Annotated in this window: 15 protein-coding genes and 1 pseudogene; 10 read left to right on the plus strand and 6 right to left on the minus strand. The window is 71.7% G+C overall.

Annotation, left to right across the window (positions count from 1 at the left end):
• Positions 1–21: 21 nt before the first annotated feature.
• The gene (locus NH287_RS08375; RefSeq protein WP_253035236.1) at positions 22–3018 is read left to right on the plus strand and encodes a glycoside hydrolase family 38 C-terminal domain-containing protein; all 2997 of its coding nucleotides are present in this window, start codon (positions 22–24) and stop codon (positions 3016–3018) included.
• Between the two features lie 12 nt (positions 3019–3030).
• Here NH287_RS08375 and NH287_RS08380 read toward each other — a convergent pair whose 3' ends face one another.
• Genes NH287_RS08380 through NH287_RS08395 form a run of 4 tightly spaced genes read right to left on the minus strand, consistent with a single transcriptional unit; the run spans position 3031 to position 6231 of the window.
• Complete coding sequence (locus NH287_RS08380) at positions 3031–4110, minus strand: DNA glycosylase AlkZ-like family protein (RefSeq protein ID WP_253035237.1); 1080 nt, start codon at positions 4108–4110, stop codon at positions 3031–3033.
• Between the two features lie 32 nt (positions 4111–4142).
• Entirely contained in the window at positions 4143–4874 is a 732-nt protein-coding gene (locus NH287_RS08385; RefSeq protein ID WP_253035238.1) for a sulfurtransferase, read from the minus strand.
• A 41-nt stretch (positions 4875–4915) separates the two neighbouring features.
• A complete protein-coding gene (locus NH287_RS08390) occupies positions 4916–5854 on the minus strand; it encodes an aldo/keto reductase (protein WP_253035239.1) in 939 nt (312 codons plus the stop codon).
• Between the two features lie 35 nt (positions 5855–5889).
• Entirely contained in the window at positions 5890–6231 is a 342-nt protein-coding gene (locus NH287_RS08395; RefSeq protein ID WP_064003240.1) for a helix-turn-helix domain-containing protein, read from the minus strand.
• 129 nt (positions 6232–6360) lie between these two features.
• On the opposite strand from NH287_RS08395, the gene NH287_RS08400 reads away from it, so the two are divergent.
• The 3 genes from NH287_RS08400 to NH287_RS08410 all read left to right on the plus strand — a co-directional run bounded on the left by NH287_RS08400 (position 6361) and on the right by NH287_RS08410 (position 9210).
• A complete protein-coding gene (locus NH287_RS08400; protein WP_253035240.1) occupies positions 6361–7221 on the plus strand; it encodes an NmrA family NAD(P)-binding protein in 861 nt (286 codons plus the stop codon).
• 75 nt (positions 7222–7296) lie between these two features.
• Complete coding sequence (locus tag NH287_RS08405; RefSeq protein ID WP_253035241.1) at positions 7297–8337, plus strand: LLM class flavin-dependent oxidoreductase; 1041 nt, start codon at positions 7297–7299, stop codon at positions 8335–8337.
• Positions 8338–8385: 48 nt separating this feature from the next.
• Positions 8386–9210: an HAD-IIA family hydrolase gene (locus NH287_RS08410; protein WP_217530835.1), complete on the plus strand. Its 825-nt coding sequence runs from the start codon at positions 8386–8388 to the stop codon at positions 9208–9210.
• 13 nt (positions 9211–9223) lie between these two features.
• Here the strand turns inward: NH287_RS08410 and NH287_RS08415 are convergent, their stop codons facing one another.
• Complete coding sequence (locus tag NH287_RS08415) at positions 9224–9721, minus strand: DUF427 domain-containing protein (RefSeq protein WP_253035242.1); 498 nt, start codon at positions 9719–9721, stop codon at positions 9224–9226.
• Between the two features lie 72 nt (positions 9722–9793).
• On the opposite strand from NH287_RS08415, the gene NH287_RS08420 reads away from it, so the two are divergent.
• A complete protein-coding gene (locus NH287_RS08420) occupies positions 9794–10417 on the plus strand; it encodes a metalloregulator ArsR/SmtB family transcription factor (RefSeq protein WP_253035243.1) in 624 nt (207 codons plus the stop codon).
• A gap of 13 nt (positions 10418–10430) precedes the next feature.
• Here the strand turns inward: NH287_RS08420 and NH287_RS08425 are convergent, their stop codons facing one another.
• The gene (locus tag NH287_RS08425; RefSeq protein ID WP_253035244.1) at positions 10431–12221 is read right to left on the minus strand and encodes a serine hydrolase; all 1791 of its coding nucleotides are present in this window, start codon (positions 12219–12221) and stop codon (positions 10431–10433) included.
• Positions 12222–12225: 4 nt separating this feature from the next.
• Here NH287_RS08425 and NH287_RS08430 point away from each other — a divergent pair, with 4 nt between their 5' ends.
• The 5 genes and pseudogenes from NH287_RS08430 to NH287_RS08450 form a co-directional block, all read left to right on the plus strand.
• Entirely contained in the window at positions 12226–12759 is a 534-nt protein-coding gene (locus NH287_RS08430; RefSeq protein ID WP_253035245.1) for a hypothetical protein, read from the plus strand.
• Positions 12760–12791: 32 nt separating this feature from the next.
• The gene (locus tag NH287_RS08435; RefSeq protein ID WP_217531018.1) at positions 12792–14219 is read left to right on the plus strand and encodes a cytochrome ubiquinol oxidase subunit I; all 1428 of its coding nucleotides are present in this window, start codon (positions 12792–12794) and stop codon (positions 14217–14219) included.
• 9 nt (positions 14220–14228) lie between these two features.
• Positions 14229–15263 carry a cytochrome d ubiquinol oxidase subunit II gene (gene cydB / locus NH287_RS08440; RefSeq protein ID WP_217530831.1) on the plus strand — a complete coding sequence of 345 codons (1035 nt, stop codon included), beginning with the start codon at positions 14229–14231 and terminating at the stop codon, positions 15261–15263.
• Positions 15264–15285: 22 nt separating this feature from the next.
• Complete coding sequence (gene cydD / locus NH287_RS08445) at positions 15286–16923, plus strand: thiol reductant ABC exporter subunit CydD (protein ID WP_253035246.1); 1638 nt, start codon at positions 15286–15288, stop codon at positions 16921–16923.
• Positions 16920–17416, plus strand: a pseudogene (locus NH287_RS08450) (thiol reductant ABC exporter subunit CydC); the annotation flags it as partial. The gene cydD and the pseudogene NH287_RS08450, both read left to right, overlap by 4 nt.

Below are 17416 nucleotides of genomic sequence, written 5' to 3' on the forward strand. Positions count from 1 at the left end.
ACCGATCTCGAAGGAACCCGCATGCACCGCAACGACCACCTGGCCCTGCAGCGCATCGACCGGCTCGTGCGCGACCGGCTGCCCCCCGCCCTGCACCGCGAGACCGCCCCCGTGACGATCGAGGCGTGGGAGGTCCCCGACGAGCCCGTGCCCTTCGCCGAGGCGATCCGGCAGGAGTACGCGCCGTTCGCCGTCGGCACCGAGTGGGGCAAGCCGTGGGGGACGGTGTGGTTCCACGTCACCGGCCGCGTGCCCGACTCCTGGCGAGACGTGCCGGGCACCCGTCCCGAGATCGTCGTCGACCTCGGCTTCGACGGCTCCGGTCCGGGGTTCCAGGCCGAGGCGCTCGTGTTCCGCCCCGATGGGTCGATCGTGAAGGCGATCGAGCCGCGCAACACCGCCGTCCCCGTCGAGGGCGACGAGATCGACCTCTGGATCGAGGCGGCGGGCAATCCCAGCGTCGCCGGGACGTTCACCTTCGCCGCGACCCCGCTCGGCGACAAGCGGACCGCGGGCACAGAGCCCGTCTACCGACTGCGGCGCCTGGAGCTCGGGCTGCTCGACCAGACGGTGTGGGAGCTGCAGCAGGACATCTGGACCCTGCGCGGACTCGTCGAGCAGCTCGACCCCGACCGCACCCGTCACGCCCGCGTCCTGGCGGCGCTCGGTCGCGCGGTCGACGCGGTGGACCCTGACGACGTCGCCGGCACGGTCGCCGCGGGGCGCGCCGAACTGCGCGACGCCCTCGACGCCCCGGCATCCGCCACCTCGCATCAGCTGACCGCCGTGGGGCACGCCCACATCGACTCGGCCTGGCTGTGGCCGGTCCGCGAGACCGTGCGCAAGGTCGCGCGGACGTTCTCGAACGTGCTCGACCTCATGCGCACCGAGGAGGACTTCGTCTTCGCGGCGTCGTCGGCGCAGCAGTACGCGTGGATGAAGCAGCACTACCCCGAGCTGTTCGAGCGGATGCGGCGGGCCGTCGCCGAGGGCCGGTTCGCGCCCGTGGGCGGCATGTGGGTCGAATCCGACACGAACATGCCGGGATCGGAGGCCCTCGCCCGCCAGTTCGTCGAGGGCAAGCGGTTCTTCCTCGAGGAGTTCGGCGTCGAGCCGCTCGAGGTCTGGCTGCCGGACTCGTTCGGGTACTCGGCCGCGCTCCCCCAGATCATCGCCGCGGCGGGCTCGCGCTGGTTCCTCACGCAGAAGATCTCGTGGAACGAGACGAACCGGATGCCGCACCACACGTTCCTGTGGGAGGGCATCGACGGCACCCGCGTGTTCACCCACTTCCCTCCCGTCGACACGTACAACTCCGACCTGTCGGCGGCAGAGCTCGCCCGCGCCGAGCGTCAGTTCGCCGAGAAGGCGCACGCGACGCACTCGCTCGTGCCGTTCGGCTGGGGCGACGGCGGCGGCGGACCCACCCGCGAGATGATCGCCGCCGCGCGCCGCACCGCCGACCTCGAGGGGTCCCCCAAGGTGCGCCTGGGCGCGCCGGCGCAGTTCTTCGCCGACGCCGAGGCGGAGTACGCGGCGCCGCCGGTGTGGTCCGGGGAGCTCTACCTCGAGTACCACCGGGGCACCTACAGCGCGCAGGCGCGCACGAAGCGAGGCAACCGCGAGAGCGAGCACCTGTTGCGGGCGGCCGAGCTCTGGGCGACGCTCGACACGGTCCGCACCGGCGCAACCTACCCCGCCGAGCGGCTGCGCGCCCTGTGGCAGACGGTCCTGCTGCACCAGTTCCACGACATCCTGCCCGGCACCTCGATCGCGTGGGTCCACCAGGAGGCCGAGGCGACGTACGCCCGCGTCGCGGACGACCTGCGGGAGATCATCGACACCGCCCTGCGCTCGCTCGTGGGCGAGGGCGAGCGGGCGCTCGCGGCCAACGCCGCGCCGGTGGCGCTCGGCGGCGCACCGGCGCTCGGCGTCGGGGCCGCGGCATCCGCTCCCGCCGTCCGGCCCGACGCGGACGGCGACGGCTGGCGGTTCCGGCATTCCCGGTTCGACTGGGCGATCGACGCGCGGGGACTCGTCGTGGGCGCCGTCGACCTCGCGACGGGCCGCGAGCTCATCGACCCCGCGCACCCCGGTGGCGCGCTGCACCTGTTCCGCGACACCCCGCGGGACTGGGATGCATGGAACATCGACGTCGAGGACGGCGCGCTCGGGACCGTCCTCGACGCGGCCGACGAGATCAGGGTCGACGGGGCCGACCTCGTGGTCCGACGCCGGTTCGGGTCGTCGTCGGCCGAGCAGCGCTACCGCGTCGACCCCGCGTCCGGCGCGCTCGAGGTGGCGCTGCGGCTCGACTGGCGCGAGCGGCAGAAGATGCTGAAGGTCGCCTTCCCGCTGCGCGTGCGTGCCGAGCGCGCGGAGTCCGAGATCCAGTTCGGCCACGTGTCGCGGCCTGTCCACATGAACACGACGTGGGATGCCGCCCGGTTCGAGACCGTCGCGCACCGCTGGATCCGCGTGGCCGAGGGCGAGTACGGCGTGGCGATCGCCAACGACGCGATGTACGGCCACGACGTGCAGCGCGCGCCCGGCTCGGACGGGGGCGCGCGGACGGTCGCGCGGATCACCCTCGTGCGGGCGCCCCTGTTCCCGGACCCCGAAGCCGACCAGGGCGCACACACCTTCCGCCTGTCCGTGCTCCCGGGCGCCACCGTCGCGGCGGCCGTCGCGGAAGGGCTGCGACTGAACCTCCCGGCCGTCCCTCTGCAGGGGGCGCGCGAGGTCGACCCGTTCCTCGAGCTCGACGACCCGGGCGTCGTCGTCGAGGCCGTCAAGCTCGCCGATGACGGGTCGGGCGACGTCATCGTGCGGCTCTACGAGGCGCTCGGCTCGACCCGCACCGCGCACCTCGTCCCGGGATTCCGGGCGACCGGCGTCGTGCAGACGGACCTGCTCGAACGCCCGATCGCGGCGACGGCGCTGCGGGATGCCGCCGGCGCCGCGGTTCGCCTCGAGCTGTCGCCGTTCCAGCTGGTCACGCTGCGCCTGGCGCGCTGAACGGCGCCGGATTCAGTCGAGTCCGCGGACCGGGACCCCGAGCCACTCGCCGAGGTCCCGGACCTCGGCGTGCACCATCTCGCGCTCGTCGTCCTCCAGGGGGACGAGCTCGTGGACGGCGGAGACCACGAGGTTCTCCTTCTTCTTGTCGAGCGCCGCGTCGAGCAGACTCACGAAGCGGTCGCCGACGAGGATCGGATGCGCGAAGTAGCCGTAGACCCGCTGATGCTTCGGTTTGAACTGCTCCAGGACGTAGGTGAACTCGAACAGCTCGGTCAGGCGCGGCCGGTCGAACAGCATGCGGTCGTAGGGTTTGAGGATCGCCGCGCGCCCGCCCGGATCATCGCCCCGGGCGGCGAGCGCCTCGGGGTCGACCCGCCAGCGCCACGCGCTTCCCTCGACCTCGGCCGGCTCACCCGCCGTGCCGACACCCGACCACGACGACTTCTCGCGTGCGATGCCGAACGCCTGCAGCCGCCGTGCCGCCAGAACGTCCTCGGCGTCGGCAGGGTCCATCTCGGCATCCCGTGCACCGTAGACACGGTCGGGCAGGTCCCACACGCGCTGGCGGCCGATCCGCCCGCTGATGGCGACGTCGCCGAGGTAGGACAGGAGCTCGAGCATGCGCGGCACCTGATTCGCGCCGTACCAGCCGCTCTCGTTCTTCGCCTGGACCACGCTCGTGTCGGGGATCTCCGAGGCCGGCAGCGGTCCCTCCCGCTCGAGGCGTCGCAGGATCTCGGCGCGGAAGGCGGCGTTCGCCTCGAGGTACTGGCGTGTCGAACCGCCGAGGCGGCGCCCCGGCATGACGGCGCGGAGAGCCGGGAGGAGGGATGCCGGGCGGAAGTGCCCGTCGTACTCGAACAGCAGCCGGTCCCCCTCGACCGCCTTCGACAGCTGCCCCGGCTCGTAGGCCCAGCCGATGCGCGACCAGCAGATCGACTGCTCGCTGGGGGCGATGACGGCTGTCGGGTCGATCTTGATCGCCGCGATCTGCTCGGCGACCTCGACGACGTCGCCGGGTCGGTCCGCATCGAGCAGCTGCGCGCGCACCGCGATGCGGCGGGCCTCGTCCCTCGTGAGCCGGTGCATGGGTCGAGGCTAGCGCCCGCCTCGGACGCTGCTCAGCCGGTGGGCTGCAGGCGCGCGTCGACGGTCCGCCGCTCGTCGAAGACGAAGCAGTCGCCGTCGAACCCGTCGCCGCCGACGTGCTCGAAATACCCGAGGATGCCGCCGTCGAGCTGACGCGCGTCGATGCCGTCCTCCCGCAGGACGAGGGCCGCCTTCTCGCAGCGGATACCGCCGGTGCAGAAGCTCACGACGGTCTTGTCGACGAGCTCGTCGCGGTGCGCGGCCGCGGCATCCGGGAACTCGGTGAACTTCTCCAGGCGCCAGTCCAGCGCACCGGCGAACGTCCCGTGGTCGACCTCGAAGGCGTTGCGCGTGTCAAGCAGGACGACCTCACGGCCGTCGTCGTCGCGGCCGGTTTCGAGCCACCGTCGGAGCGTCACGGGGTCGACCGCCGGGGCGCGTCCGTCCGCCGGTCGGATCGCGGGACGGTCCATCCGGATGATCTCGCGCTTGTGCTTGACGAGCATCTTGCGGAACGGCTGCTCCACCGACCAGCTCTCCTTCGTCGTGAGCGCGGCGAACCGCTCCTCGGTCCGCAGCTCGTCGACGAACCCGCGGACGTCCTCCGCCGGTCCCGCGAGGAAGAGGTTGATGCCCTCCTCGGCGACCAGGATCGTGCCGCGCAGCGAGCACGCGTCGGCCCGCTCCTGCAGCTCGGAGCGCAGCGACGCGGGGTCGTCGATCGGCGTGAAGAGGTAGGCGGAGATGTTCAGGACGGATGCCACCGGTCCAGGCTAGGCGACCGGCGGCATCCGTCCCGGGTCGGTCAGCCGACGAACGGTGCCGAGGCGTCGTCGAGCGCCCCGACCTCGTCGGGTGTCAGCTCGAGCGTCGCGCCGGCGATGAGGCCCTCGACCTGGTCGACGCGCGAGGCCGAGGCGATCGGGACGGCGCCCTTAGCGCGCAGCCACCCGAGGGCGGCGGAGGCGACCGAGACGCCGTGGGCGGCCGCGACGTCGTCGAGGGCGGAGAGCACGGCGAGCCCGTCGGGCGTCGCGTACTTCGCCGCCGATCCCGCGCGGGGCGAGGACTGCCCCGAGGTGTCGGCGGAGCGGTACTTGCCGGTGAGGAATCCGCTCGCGAGGGCGTAGTACGGCACGACGGTCAGGCCGAGCTCGGCCGCCGTCGGGACGACGTCGCGCTCGACGGCGCGGTCGACGAGGTTGTAGGCGGGCTGGGTCGCGATGGGTTCGGCGACCCCCTGCTCGCGCGCCAGCCGAACCCACTCGCGGGTGCGCTCGACGGAGAAGTTCGACACGGCCGGGTAGCGGATGAGTCCGTCGGCGACGAGGGAGCCGAAGGCGGCGACGGTCTCCTCGAGCGGGGTGTCGGGATCTTCGGCGTGCGCGTAGTACACGTCGATGGTGTCGACGCCCAGCCGGGCGAGCGATGCCTCGGCGGCTGCGCGCACGTTGTCCGCCGACAGGCCGGGGAACTCGGGGTGCTTCGAGACCTTGGTCGCCACGACGACGCCTTCGGGCCGCCGCGAGGCGATCCACTCGCCGATGATGCGCTCGCTCTCGCCGCCCGAGTTGCCGGGGACCCACGCGCTGTAGACGTCCGCCGTGTCGATGAAGTCGCCGCCGGCGCCGGTGAAGGCGTCGAGGACGGCGAAGGACGTGTCGCGGTCGGCCGTCCAGCCGAAGACGTTGCCGCCGAGCGACAGGGGGAAGACGGTCAGATCGCTGGTACCGAGAACAGTCATGATCTCGATCCTGACACGGCCGCGGATGCCGGGGCTCAGCGCGCGACGATCTCGTCGGCGTTCGCCTGGATCCACGTCATGAGGGGCGTCATCCGCTCCATGAGCTCGACGCCGCGCGGGGTCAGGGAGTACTCGACGCGGGGCGGGACCTCGGGGTAGGACGTGCGCGCCACGATCCCGTCGGCGGCGAGGGTGCGCAGCGTCGTGGCCAGCATCTTCTCGCTGATCCCGTCGACGCTGCGACGCAGCTCGCCCCACCGGCGTGTGCCGTCGGTGAGCGCGAGGAGGACGAGGACGCCCCACTTGCTCATGACGTGGTCGAGGACGACACGCGACGGGCACGCCTCGCTGAAGATCCCCGGCGACTCCTGCCGCATCCGCTCGAAACTCACCGACACGTCAGGAGCTTACCTGAAAGTGGGTACCCTCCGATCGGAATGCATGGGGGTCCGGTGGGGGTTGTCCCGGCTGTCGCACGCATCGCGCGATCATCGAAAGGACTCGCCATGACCATCCTCGTCACCGCCGCCGGCGGCCAGCTCGGACACCTCGTCGTCGACGCACTGCTCGCCCGCGGCGCCGCCCCGGAGAGCATCGTCGCCGGAGCCCGCACCGTCTCGAAGGCCGCCGACCTCGCCGGCAGGGGCGTGCGCGTCGTGCCGCTCGACTACACCGTGCCCGAGTCGGTCGATGCCGCCCTCGAGGGCGTCGACAGCGTGCTGCTCATCTCGGGCTCGGAGCCGGGCGGGCGCCTCGCCGGCCACCTGACCGTCGTCGACGCCGCCGCCCGCGCCGGTGTTGCGAAGCTCGTCTACACGAGCGTCTCGCACGCCGACACCGTCGACCTCGTCCTCGCCCCCGACCACAAGGCGACCGAGGAGGCGATCGCGGCCAGCGGCATCCCCGCCGTGATCCTGCGCAACAACTGGTACATGGAGAACTACGCCGGCGACCTGGCCGGCGCGGCGCAGACGGGCGTCTTGTCGGCCGCCGTCGGCGACGCCGCCGTGGCCGCCGCCGCGCGGGCGGACTACGCCGAGGCCGCCGCGGTCGTCCTGCTCGAGGACGGGCACCTCGGCCGCACGTATGAGCTCGCGGGACCCCGCGCCACCTACGCCGACATCGCCGCCGCCATGGGCGAGGTGCTCGGGCGCGAGGTCGTGTACGCGCCGGCGACCCCCGACGAGCTGGCGGCGCGGCTGGCGTCGTTCGGGCTCGACGAGGGCACCGTCGGGTTCGTCGTCGCCCTCGACGGCGGCATCGCCCGCGGCGCCCTCGACGTCACCTCGTCCGACCTGACCGACCTCATCGGGCGTTCCGTGACCCCTTGGAAGGACGCGCTGCGCGCCGTGGCTCCTGCGGGCTGATCCCTCGGACGCTCCCGCGGCCGCGGCATCCTTATTCATCGGAATGGATGCCGCGGCCGCGTCGTTGTGCCCGGTATGCAACGCTTCGGAACGCTGTCCTTCGGCCATTACGGTCCCCTCGGCGGGGGTCGCGAACTCACCGCCGGCGACTCGATGCTGCAGGCGATCGACCTCGCGCAGGGCATGGACGAGCTCGGGGTGAACGGCGCCTACTTCCGCGTGCACCACTTCGCCCGCCAGCAGGCCTCCCCCATGCCGCTGCTCGCCGCGATCGCGGCGCGCACCTCGCGCATCGAGGTCGGCACGGGCGTGATCGACATGCGCTACGAGAACCCGCTCTACCTCGCGGAGGAGGCGGCCGCGGTCGACCTCATCAGCGACGGACGGCTCGCGCTCGGCGTGAGCCGCGGGTCACCCGAGAGCGTCATCCGCGGCTACGAGACCTTCGGCTACACCGGGTCGACCGACCCGCGCGGCGCCGACATCGCCCGCGAGCACTTCGAGCTGTTCCTGCGCGCCGTCGAGGGCGAAGGGCTCGCCGAGAGCGACCCGCACAGCCCGTTCGGCGGCGGCCACGGGCTGCAGCGCATCGAACCGCACTCCCCCGGGCTGCGCTCGCGCATCTGGTGGGGCGCCGGCAACCGCGACTCGGCCGAATGGGCGGGACGCATGGGGGTCAACCTCATGTCGTCGACGCTGCTGACCGCGGCCGACGGTCGCCCCTTCGACATCCTGCAGGCCGAGCAGATCGACGCGTTCCGCGCGGCGTGGCGCGAGGCCGGTCACGCGGGGACCCCGCGCGTCTCGGTGAGCCGCAGCATCTTCCCCATCACGACCGCGGAGGACGCCATGTACTTCGGCGGCCGCTCCGACGGTGACCAGATCGGGATCATCGACGGCATGCGGTCCACCTTCGGGAAGACGTATGCCGGCACCCCCGACGAGCTCGTCGAGCAGCTGCAGCACGACGCCGCGGTCCGCGAGGCCGACACGCTCATGCTCACGATCCCGAGCCAGCTCGGGGTGGCATTCAACCTGCGGCTCGTCGAGTCCTTCGCCCGCTACGTCGCCCCGTCGCTGGGGTGGACGCCGACGCACGAGATCGCCACGGCGTAGCGCTCGGGTGCGCCGGGCGAGCGGCGCACGCGGGCATAGGGTGGACCCATGCGGACCCGCGCGGACATCGAGTGCTGGCTGACCGACATGGACGGCGTGCTCGTGCACGAGAACACACCGATCCCCGGCGCTGCGGAGCTGCTCGAGCAGTGGCGCGACGAGGGCACCCCGTTCCTCGTCCTGACGAACAACTCGATCTTCACGCCGCGCGACCTCAGCGCCCGGCTGCGCGCGTCGGGACTCGTCGTGCCGGAGGAGTCGATCTGGACCTCGGCGCTGGCGACCGCGGACTTCCTCGCCTCGCAGATGCCGGGCGGCACCGCGTTCGTGATCGGTGAGGCCGGTCTCACGACGGCCCTCCACGAGGCGGGCTTCATCATGACCGAGACCCGCCCCGACTACGTCGTCGTCGGCGAGACCCGCAACTACTCGTTCGAGGCGATCACCAAGGCGATCCGCTTCATCGGCGCCGGATCCCGCTTCATCGCCACCAACCCAGACGCGACCGGCCCCTCGACCGAGGGCGTCCTGCCGGCGACGGGCGCGATCTCGGCACTCATCACGAAGGCCACCGGCAAAGAGCCCTACGTCGTCGGCAAGCCCAACCCGATGATGTTCCGCTCGGCACTCAACCGCATCGGCGCGCACTCCGAGAACACCGGCATGATCGGCGACCGCATGGACACGGACGTCGTCGCCGGGATCGAAGCGGGCCTGCACACCGTGCTCGTGCTCACCGGCATCAGCGACACCGCCGAGATCGAGCGCTACCCGTTCCGTCCCGACGAGATCCTCGGCTCGGTCGCCGACCTGGTGCGCACCGAACCGCGCGAGAGCGACTCCCCCGACGTGCAGGCGGCGCTCGGCCTCTGACGGTCGGCCCCGGTCACCAGCCCATCGAGCCCGGCACGCCCTTGAACGGTCCCACGACCTGAGAGGTGACCCACCCGCCGTAGAAGCGTCCCGGCTGCGGGGTCACGACCTCACCGGCGACGGTGCACTCGTCCATCTGCTGCGCGTACACCGCCACCCGGTCCGCCAGCTCCTCAAAGCCCGGTTCGGGGTGCGGGTAGTTCCACGCCGCCGCAGGGCGGGGCACGCCGCCACCGTGGACGTCGAGGTAGCGCGCAGCGCCCTTGAACTCGCAGAACGACGACCCCTGACCGGGCGTCAGCGCACCGGGGACGAAGTCGTCGATCGGTAGATAGTAGACGGGCGGGTGGCTCGTCTCGAGCACGCGCAAGGCGCGGCTCGTCGAGACGATGCGTTCGCCGCCGAGGGTGATCGTGACGGTGCCGGTGACCGGTTCGACGCGGGGAGGCCGGGGGTAGTCCCAGACGCTCTCCTGGCCCGGTCCGACGGGGTCGGGGGTGGGATGCCGCATGGTCTCAGATTACGGGCGGAATCATAGGCCAGGGCCGCCCCGCGGCATCCGTCATCCCCCGATAATGAAGTCATGACGGCCCGGCGCCCGACCGCCTACAACGCGATCTCCACGTCATCGCGCGTGGAGATCCTCCACCTGCTGCAGACGACCCCGCAGCAGACCGTCGGCGAGCTCGTCGCGGCGACGAAGCTGCATCCGAACACGGTCCGGGAGCATCTGCAGCGGCTCATCGAGCGCGGATTCGTCGCGACCGAGGTGGAGAAGCGCACGACGCGCGGCCGGCCGCGGGTGTTCTACCGCGCCGTCGACGGCGTGAGCGTCTCGAGTCCGGAGCACCGCCGCAAGGTGCAGGCCGCTGCCGAGCACGGCGACCTCATGCGCCGGGTCATGCCCGAGACGGCCGGGTCGCTGACGGGCGAGGAGCAGCATCAGCTCGACGCGCTCGTCGAGCAGCTCCTCGACGGCGGCTTCGACCCCGAGATCGACGAGGACGCCCTCACGATCGACCTGACGCCCTGCGCGCACGCGGCCGATCAGGCGGACAACCGCGAGACGCTCTGCGACGTGCACCTCGGGCTCATGCAGGGCGCCCTCAGCGAGGCGGGCGGACCCTTGGCGGTCGACGGCATGCGCTCGTCGTGCGATCCGCAGGAATGCGTCATCCACCTGCTGCGGCGACGGCCGGACGCCTGAGCGTCGAACGGCCTCAGTAGGCGAGGTTGGTGCGCAGGGACGAGTACCAGACCCAGGCGTATCCGCCCCGGTAGTGGAGCTTGTACCAGTGACGCTTCGAATCCGAGACCTGCAGCGGCGTGCCCTTCGGGATCGTCCCGCCGACCGCGCCGCCTGCGGACTTCCGCCACGTCGCGTTCTTCGTGGTCCGCACGTGCAGGTCGGAGTGCTTCGCCGCCGCCCCGAACGAGCCGTTGAAGTGCGTGTAGACGGTGCGCGCGATGTCGCGGATGCCGGCCTTGGACGACCCGGCGTCGCCGATCACGGTGAGCACGAAGGTCGCCTTCGGCCCGCGGATGATCGCGGTGTCGGCCTGAAGCAGACCGCCCTTGACCCAGAGCGAGCCCGGCTTGGAGGCCTGGTAGGCGGAGGCCGGGATGCCGTTGGGAATGCGGGAGCGGAACAACTGCGTGTGCATGAGATCCCGCAGCAGCGTCGTGTGCGTCTTGTTGAGGATCTGCCCCTTCTCGAGGCGTGCCACGAGCAGGCTCAGATCGTTCGAGGTGGTGCGGTTGCCGGCGTAGAGGACGTCCTGTCCCTTCAGCACGCGCCCGTAGGAGGTCTGCGAGTAGCCGGCGGCGGCGATCTGCTTGTTGAGGTTCGAGACGCCGATCCAGTGCACGAGGTCGGTGTGGCAGTAGTTGTCGGACATCCAGATGAGCTCGCGCAGGCATTCCTTGACGGTGAGACCCGACGACAGCTTCGTCGACAGCGACGCCTGCTTCTTCTCCACCCGCTTGAGCGCCGCCCAGGCGACGAAGAGCTTCATCATGCTGGCGGGTTCGCGTCGCGTGGCGCCCGTCTTGCCCGTCAGCACCTCGAGACCGCCGATCTGCCGCACGGTGACGGCGTACGACGAGGAGAGATGCCGCTTCATGGTGGCCGTGATCTTGTCGCGCAGCGTGTTCGCCGCCGCGGTGCGGACGACGGTGCAGCCGTCGCCCGTCAGCACGGCCGCCTGCAACCGGCTGGTCGGACCGACGGCGAGGACGGTGTCCTTTCGCGTGTCGAGGAGGGCGGCCGTGGCATCCGACACGCACTCGGTGCGTGAGTAGAGGAAGGGCTGGCGGAGGGCCCCGGCGACCGCGGCCGCCGTGCCGGTCTCGTGGTTGGGGATCGCGACGCCGGAGACCACGACACCGCGGGTGGTCGTGCTCGGGTAGTCGGCGGCCGTGGAGATCGCCACGGCCTCGCTGGTGCCGCCCGCCATGCGACGCACGCTGATCCCGGCGGAGCGGATGCGGTCGACGAACCCCTTCCCCATCATCGAGGCGATGTTCATCATGACCACCTCCTTCGCACCGACGTCCTTCAGCGCCGCCATCGTGGCGTCGGAGGCCGTGCCGCGACCGTCGACGGCCATGAAGCCGCCTCCCGTCGCGGCGGCGGCCGCCGCGGCGATCGGAGCGGTGTCCATCGTGCGCCCGTCGGCGACGTACACGCGGTCGACGGGGCCCAGGAAGCGCAGGACCGCGCGCGAGAGCGCGTAGGTGTCGGCGCCGGAGATCCGCTCGACGGGGGCCGTCTGACCGAGCACCCGCGCGACCGTACTGTTCACCGACGCCGTCGAGCCGACGACGAGGATGCGCGTCGGCTTCAGCCGGGCGAGTTCGGTCTTGACCGCGGCGGGGATCGAGTCTGGTGCGACGTACAGCATCGGCGCCCGGCGGGCGCCCGCGAGCCCCGCCGCGATCTGCGCGTCGTGGCGTTTGGCGGCGGCGATCACGACCTCGGCGCTTCCGTTCGGGAAGAGGGCGCGGCTCACGGCGATGGTCTGGTCGGCGGCGGTTGCGGCGCTGAGGCGACCCGTCGACGGCATCCGCGGGGCGGGCGGGGCCGCCAGGCGCGCCCCGGCGTCCGGCGTCGGAGCGGGTGTCGGGGTCGGCGTGGGTGTCGGGGTGGGCGTCGGAGTCGGAGTAGCCGTGGGCGTGGACGTCGGCGTGGGCTTCGATGTCGCCGTCGGTGTCGGAGTCGGGGTAGCCGTCGGGGTCGGCGGCGGGGTAGGCGTGAGAGTCGCCGTCGGGGTCGGCGAGACGGTCGGCGACGGTGACACGGCCGGCGTCGGCGAGGGCGTCGTGCCGGCTGAGGCGGGCCCCGCGGTCAGGACGAGGACCGCCGCCAGCCACGCCGCGGTGAAGGCTGTGGTCCGCCGCACCATGGCGGGAACCCGGGACGGATCACCGCGAGTCATGAGCCCCACCGTATTCGGCGGAGACCGCTCCCACCATGGCGGTGTCCGGCGCGGCGGCATCCGGGTATTTTGCACGGCCCGATCGGATGCCGCGATCAGCCGGCTGTCGTAGCGTCGGAGCATACCCGTGGAAGGACCAAGCCCGTGGACTTTCTGGACCCGCTCATCCTGGCTCGCCTGCAGTTCGGACTGACGACGCTCTACCACTATCTGTTCGTGCCGTTGACGCTCGGCATGGCGCTCACGGTGGCGATCTTCCAGACGATCTGGCACCGCACCGGCGACGTGAGGTGGCTGCACCTGACCCGCCTGTTCGGCAAGATCTTCCTCATCAACTTCGCGATGGGCGTCGTCACCGGCATCGTGCAGGAGTTCCAGTTCGGCATGAACTGGTCCGCATACTCCCGCTTCGTCGGCGACGTGTTCGGCGCCCCGCTCGCCTTCGAGGGCCTCATGGCGTTCTTCTTCGAGGCGACCTTTATCGGCCTGTGGATCTTCGGCTGGGACAAGCTGCCCCGCCGCATCCACCTGCTCACCATCTGGGCGACGGCGTTCGGGTCGATCCTGTCGGCGTACTTCATCCTGACGGCCAACGCGTTCATGCAGAACCCGGTCGGCTACACGCTGAACCCCGACACCGGCCGCGCCGAGCTCACGGACTTCTTCGCGCTGCTGACCAACCCGGTCGCCCTCGCTGCCTTCCCGCACACGATCTTCTCGGCGTTCATGTTCGCCGCGGCGGTCATCATCGCCGTCGCCGCCTGGCACCTGCGCCGCGGGCAGCACGTCGAGACGATGCGTCCGGCCCTCCGCTACGGCATGTGGTTCATGATCATCTCCTTCGCCGGCACCGCCATCAGCGGCGACCAGCTCGGGCTCGTCATGGTGCAGACGCAGCCGATGAAGATGGCGGCCGCCGAAGCCCTGTACGAGAACGCGTGCGGCGCCGACGCATCCTTCTCCATCTTCTCGATCGGCACACCCGACGGCTCGGAGGAGATCTGGTCGCTGCGCGTTCCCTACCTGCTCTCCTTCCTGTCCACCCAGACGCTCGACGGCTGCGTCGAAGGACTGAACGATCTGCAGGACCTCTACACGCAGCGCTTCGGCGCCGGCGTCGACTACCGTCCCGAGATCTGGGTCACCTACTGGTCTTTCCGCTGGATGATCGGCTTCGGCGGTCTCGCCACCCTCATCTCGGTCGCCGGCCTCTGGGTCACGCGGAAGAAGGCGACCCGTCCCGTCGCCGACTGGATGTGGCGCATCGCGATCTGGTCCGCCCCGCTCCCCCTGCTCGGCAGCCTCGTCGGCTGGGTGTTCACCGAGATGGGCAGGCAGCCGTGGATCGTGTTCAGCCTCATGCTCACCGAGGACGGCGTCTCGCCCAGTGTCCCCGGCTGGACGGTGCTCATCTCCCTCGTCGCGTTCACCGCGATCTACGCCTCGCTCGCCGTCGTCGAGTTCCGCCTCATCCTGAAGGCCGCGCAGAAGGGTCCCGACCCCCTGCCCGGGCCCGACGACCCCGACCCACGCGACCTGCCGGTCGACCAGACCCCCTCGACGGTCTACTAGGAGCACGCCATGGATCTCGCCTACCTCTGGTTCTTCGTCGTCGGTGTGTTCTTCGTCGGCTACTTCGTGCTCGATGGCTTCGACTTCGGCGTCGGGATGAGCCTGCCGTTCCTCGGCCGCGACGAGGTGTCGCGGCGCCAGGTCATCAACACCATCGGGCCGGTGTGGGACCTCAACGAGACGTGGGTCATCGTTGCGGGCGCCTGCCTGTTCGCCGCGTTCCCGGAGTGGTACGCGACCCTGTTCAGCGGGTTCTACCTGCCGCTGCTGCTGATCCTGCTCGCCCTCATCCTCCGCGGCGTCTCGTTCGAGTACCGCCACCAGCGCGAGGGGCTCGCGTGGAAGCGCGGTTTCGACCGGATGATCGTCATCGGCTCGGTCGTCCCGGCCCTGCTCTGGGGTGTCGCGTTCGGCAACATCGTCCAGGGGGTGCCGATCGACGCCGACAAGGAGTTCACCGGGTCGCTCCTCACCCTTCTGAACCCGTACGGACTGTGGGTCGGGGTCACCACCCTGCTGCTCTTCTTCCTGCACGGTCTGTACTTCGTGGGGCTGAAGGCCGACGGCCGGGTGAAGGAGGACGCCCACGCCCTGGCCCGTCGCGTGGCGATCCCGACGATCCTCTTCGCGGCCGGGACGGTCGTCTGGACCACGGCGATCGCGATGGACCGCGACGCCCCCGCACTGGCGGCGGTGATCGGATGCGGCGTCGCCGCCGCGCTCGCCCTGATCGGCTCCGCCGTGGCCAACCTGCGGGAGCGCGACGGGTGGGCCTTCGCGCTGGGCGCCGTCACGATCGTCACGGCCGTCCTCACCCTGTGGTTCGCGCTGTTCCCCTTCGTCATGCCGTCCTCGACCGACCCGGCGTTCTCCCTCACGATCGAGAACGCGTCCAGCACCGACTACACGCTCGGGGTCATGACGTGGGCGGCGGTCATCTTCCTGCCGGGCATCCTGGCCTACCAGGCCTGGACGTACTGGGTCTTCCGCAAGCGCATCTCGCGTGCGCAGATCGAGAAGGCGGATGCCGCGCCCGCCCACTGAGACGGCGGAGGAGGATCGACCCATGGCCCCCGCGCTCGAACGGCGGCAGCCGCCGGTGGACCCCCGGCTGTGGCGGTACGCGACGGCATCCCGATCCTTCCTCCTGCTCATCGGACTGCTCGCGCTGGCGCAGACGGCGGTGGTCGTCGGCTTCGCCTTCCTGACGACGCGAGCGGTCGTCGATGCGATCGCGGGGCGCGAGATCGCGGGAACCCTCCTCGCCCTGGCGGCCGTCGTCCTCCTCCGCTCGGTGCTCTCGTTCGCGCGCGAGCGGGTGGCCGCCCGCGCGTCGGCGCGCGTCGAGTCGCAGCTGCGGGCTTCCGTGCTCGACGCGATCGGCCGCCTCGGGCCGGGGTGGACCGCGGCCCGCAGCACGGCGCAGCTCGCCCTCGTCGCCGGGCGCGGACTCGACGCGCTCGAACCCTACGTCGGCCGCTATCTGCCCCAGCTCGTGCAGACCGTGGTCGCGACGCCGATCCTGCTCGCGGTGATGGGGACCGCGGACGCGGTCTCGGGCCTCACCGTCCTGCTCACCCTGCCGCTCATCCCGATCTTCATGGTGCTGATCGGACTCGCGACCCGCAGCGTCCAGCGCCGCCAGTGGGACACGCTCACCCACCTCGCCACCCGCTTCGCCGAGACGGTGCAGGGACTGTCCACCCTCACCGTCTTCGGGCGGCAGCATCGCGCCGCGGACTCGATCGAGCGGGTCACCGACGACTACCGGCGCGAGACGATGACCGTGCTGCGGGTGTCGTTCCTGTCGGGGTTCGCCCTCGAGTTCCTCGCGTCGATCTCGGTCGCCATCGTCGCCGTGACGATCGGGTTCCGGCTGCTCGACGGGTCGCTCAGCCTGACGGTCGGGCTCTTCGTCCTCCTGCTCGCGCCCGAGGCGTTCCTGCCGATCCGCCAGGTCGGGGTGCAGTTCCACGCGTCGAGCGAGGGCGTCGCGGCGACCCGCGACGTGTTCGCCGTCCTCGACGAGGCCGCCGCGGCGACACCGTCGGCACCTGCGGCGGCGGCAGTGGGCCGGGGCGCGCACGTGCTGCGGCTGACGGACGTCCGGGTGCGCGACCTGCCGCCGGTGGACCTCGAGGCGCGGTCGGGCGAGATCGTCCTCATCGAGGGGCCGAGCGGCGCGGGCAAGTCCAGCCTGCTGCACGCCCTCCTGGGCTTCGCGCCCGCGACGGGCCGGATCGAGCTCGACGGCCGCGACGTCCGCACCCTCCCGCCGTCGGCGTGGCTCGCGTGGGCGGGGCAGCGGCCCGGGCTCGCGGTGGGGACGGTCGCGTCGAACGTCTCGCTGGGGGATGCCGACCTGCCCGCCGCGACGGTCGCCGAGGCACTGGCGCTCGTGGGGCTCACCGACGTCGATCCGGAGCAGGTCCTGGGTGTCCAGGGCGCCGGACTCTCGGGTGGGCAGGCCCAACGGGTCGCCGTCGCCCGCGCGGTCGCCCGCCACCTGCGCGGGCACGCCCCCGTCCTCGCCCTCGACGAACCGTCGGCCGCGCTCGACGCCGCCGCGGAGGCGCACCTCTGGCGGTCGCTGCGATCGATCGCGGATGCCGGGGCCCTCCTCCTGCTCGTCTCGCACCGCACGAGCGCCCGCGCGATCGCGGATCGCGTCGTGCGGCTGACCGGTGCGGGGGTGTCGGTGTGACGACGACCCGTGACGTGCTGCGCGGCGCCGTGCCGCCTGTCCGCCGCCTCTGGCCCGCCCTGGCCTCGGGCTTCCTCTCGGAGGCCTCGGCGGTGGCCCTGCTCGCCGTGAGCGCCTGGCTGATCGTGCGCGCCGCCGAGCAGCCGCTCGTCCTCTACATCACGACCGCTGTCGTGGGGGTCCGGGCGTTCGCCCTCTCCCGCGCCGTGTTCCGCTACACCGAGCGCCTCGCGGGCCACGACGCGGTGCTGCGCCAACTGGCCCGCACGCGGACCGACCTCGTGCGCCGCCTTCTCCCCCACGCGCCCGCGGGGCTCGCCACGGCCGGCCGCGGCGATGCGGCGACCGCTCTCGTCGACGACGTCGACGAACTGCAGAACCTGCCGCTGCGCGTCGTCCTGCCGCTCGTGTCGTCGGCCGCCGTCGCCGTCGGCGCCGTCGTGCTCGTCGCCGTCGTGTGGTGGCCCGCCGCCCTCACCCTCGCGGCGTGCCT

This window comes from Microbacterium sp. CnD16-F (assembly GCF_024124465.1).
Taxonomy (GTDB): Bacteria; Actinomycetota; Actinomycetes; order Actinomycetales; family Microbacteriaceae; genus Microbacterium; species Microbacterium gawkjiense.

What these genes read in the sequence shown, in the direction of transcription:
- NH287_RS08390 (WP_253035239.1), bottom strand. Translation starts at nt 5,854, where the DNA reads ATGACTGTTCTCGGTACCAGCGATCTGACCGTCTTCCCCCTGTCGCTC.
- NH287_RS08400 (WP_253035240.1), top strand. Translation starts at nt 6,361, where the DNA reads ATGACCATCCTCGTCACCGCCGCCGGCGGCCAGCTCGGACACCTCGTC.
- NH287_RS08380 (WP_253035237.1), bottom strand. Translation starts at nt 4,110, where the DNA reads ATGCACCGGCTCACGAGGGACGAGGCCCGCCGCATCGCGGTGCGCGCG.
- NH287_RS08430 (WP_253035245.1), top strand. Translation starts at nt 12,226, where the DNA reads ATGGTCTGGTCGGCGGCGGTTGCGGCGCTGAGGCGACCCGTCGACGGC.
- NH287_RS08395 (WP_064003240.1), bottom strand. Translation starts at nt 6,231, where the DNA reads ATGCGGCAGGAGTCGCCGGGGATCTTCAGCGAGGCGTGCCCGTCGCGT.
- cydD (WP_253035246.1), top strand. Translation starts at nt 15,286, where the DNA reads ATGGCCCCCGCGCTCGAACGGCGGCAGCCGCCGGTGGACCCCCGGCTG.
- NH287_RS08415 (WP_253035242.1), bottom strand. Translation starts at nt 9,721, where the DNA reads ATGCGGCATCCCACCCCCGACCCCGTCGGACCGGGCCAGGAGAGCGTC.
- cydB (WP_217530831.1), top strand. Translation starts at nt 14,229, where the DNA reads ATGGATCTCGCCTACCTCTGGTTCTTCGTCGTCGGTGTGTTCTTCGTC.
- NH287_RS08375 (WP_253035236.1), top strand. Translation starts at nt 22, where the DNA reads ATGCACCGCAACGACCACCTGGCCCTGCAGCGCATCGACCGGCTCGTG.
- NH287_RS08405 (WP_253035241.1), top strand. Translation starts at nt 7,297, where the DNA reads ATGCAACGCTTCGGAACGCTGTCCTTCGGCCATTACGGTCCCCTCGGC.
- NH287_RS08410 (WP_217530835.1), top strand. Translation starts at nt 8,386, where the DNA reads ATGCGGACCCGCGCGGACATCGAGTGCTGGCTGACCGACATGGACGGC.
- NH287_RS08420 (WP_253035243.1), top strand. Translation starts at nt 9,794, where the DNA reads ATGACGGCCCGGCGCCCGACCGCCTACAACGCGATCTCCACGTCATCG.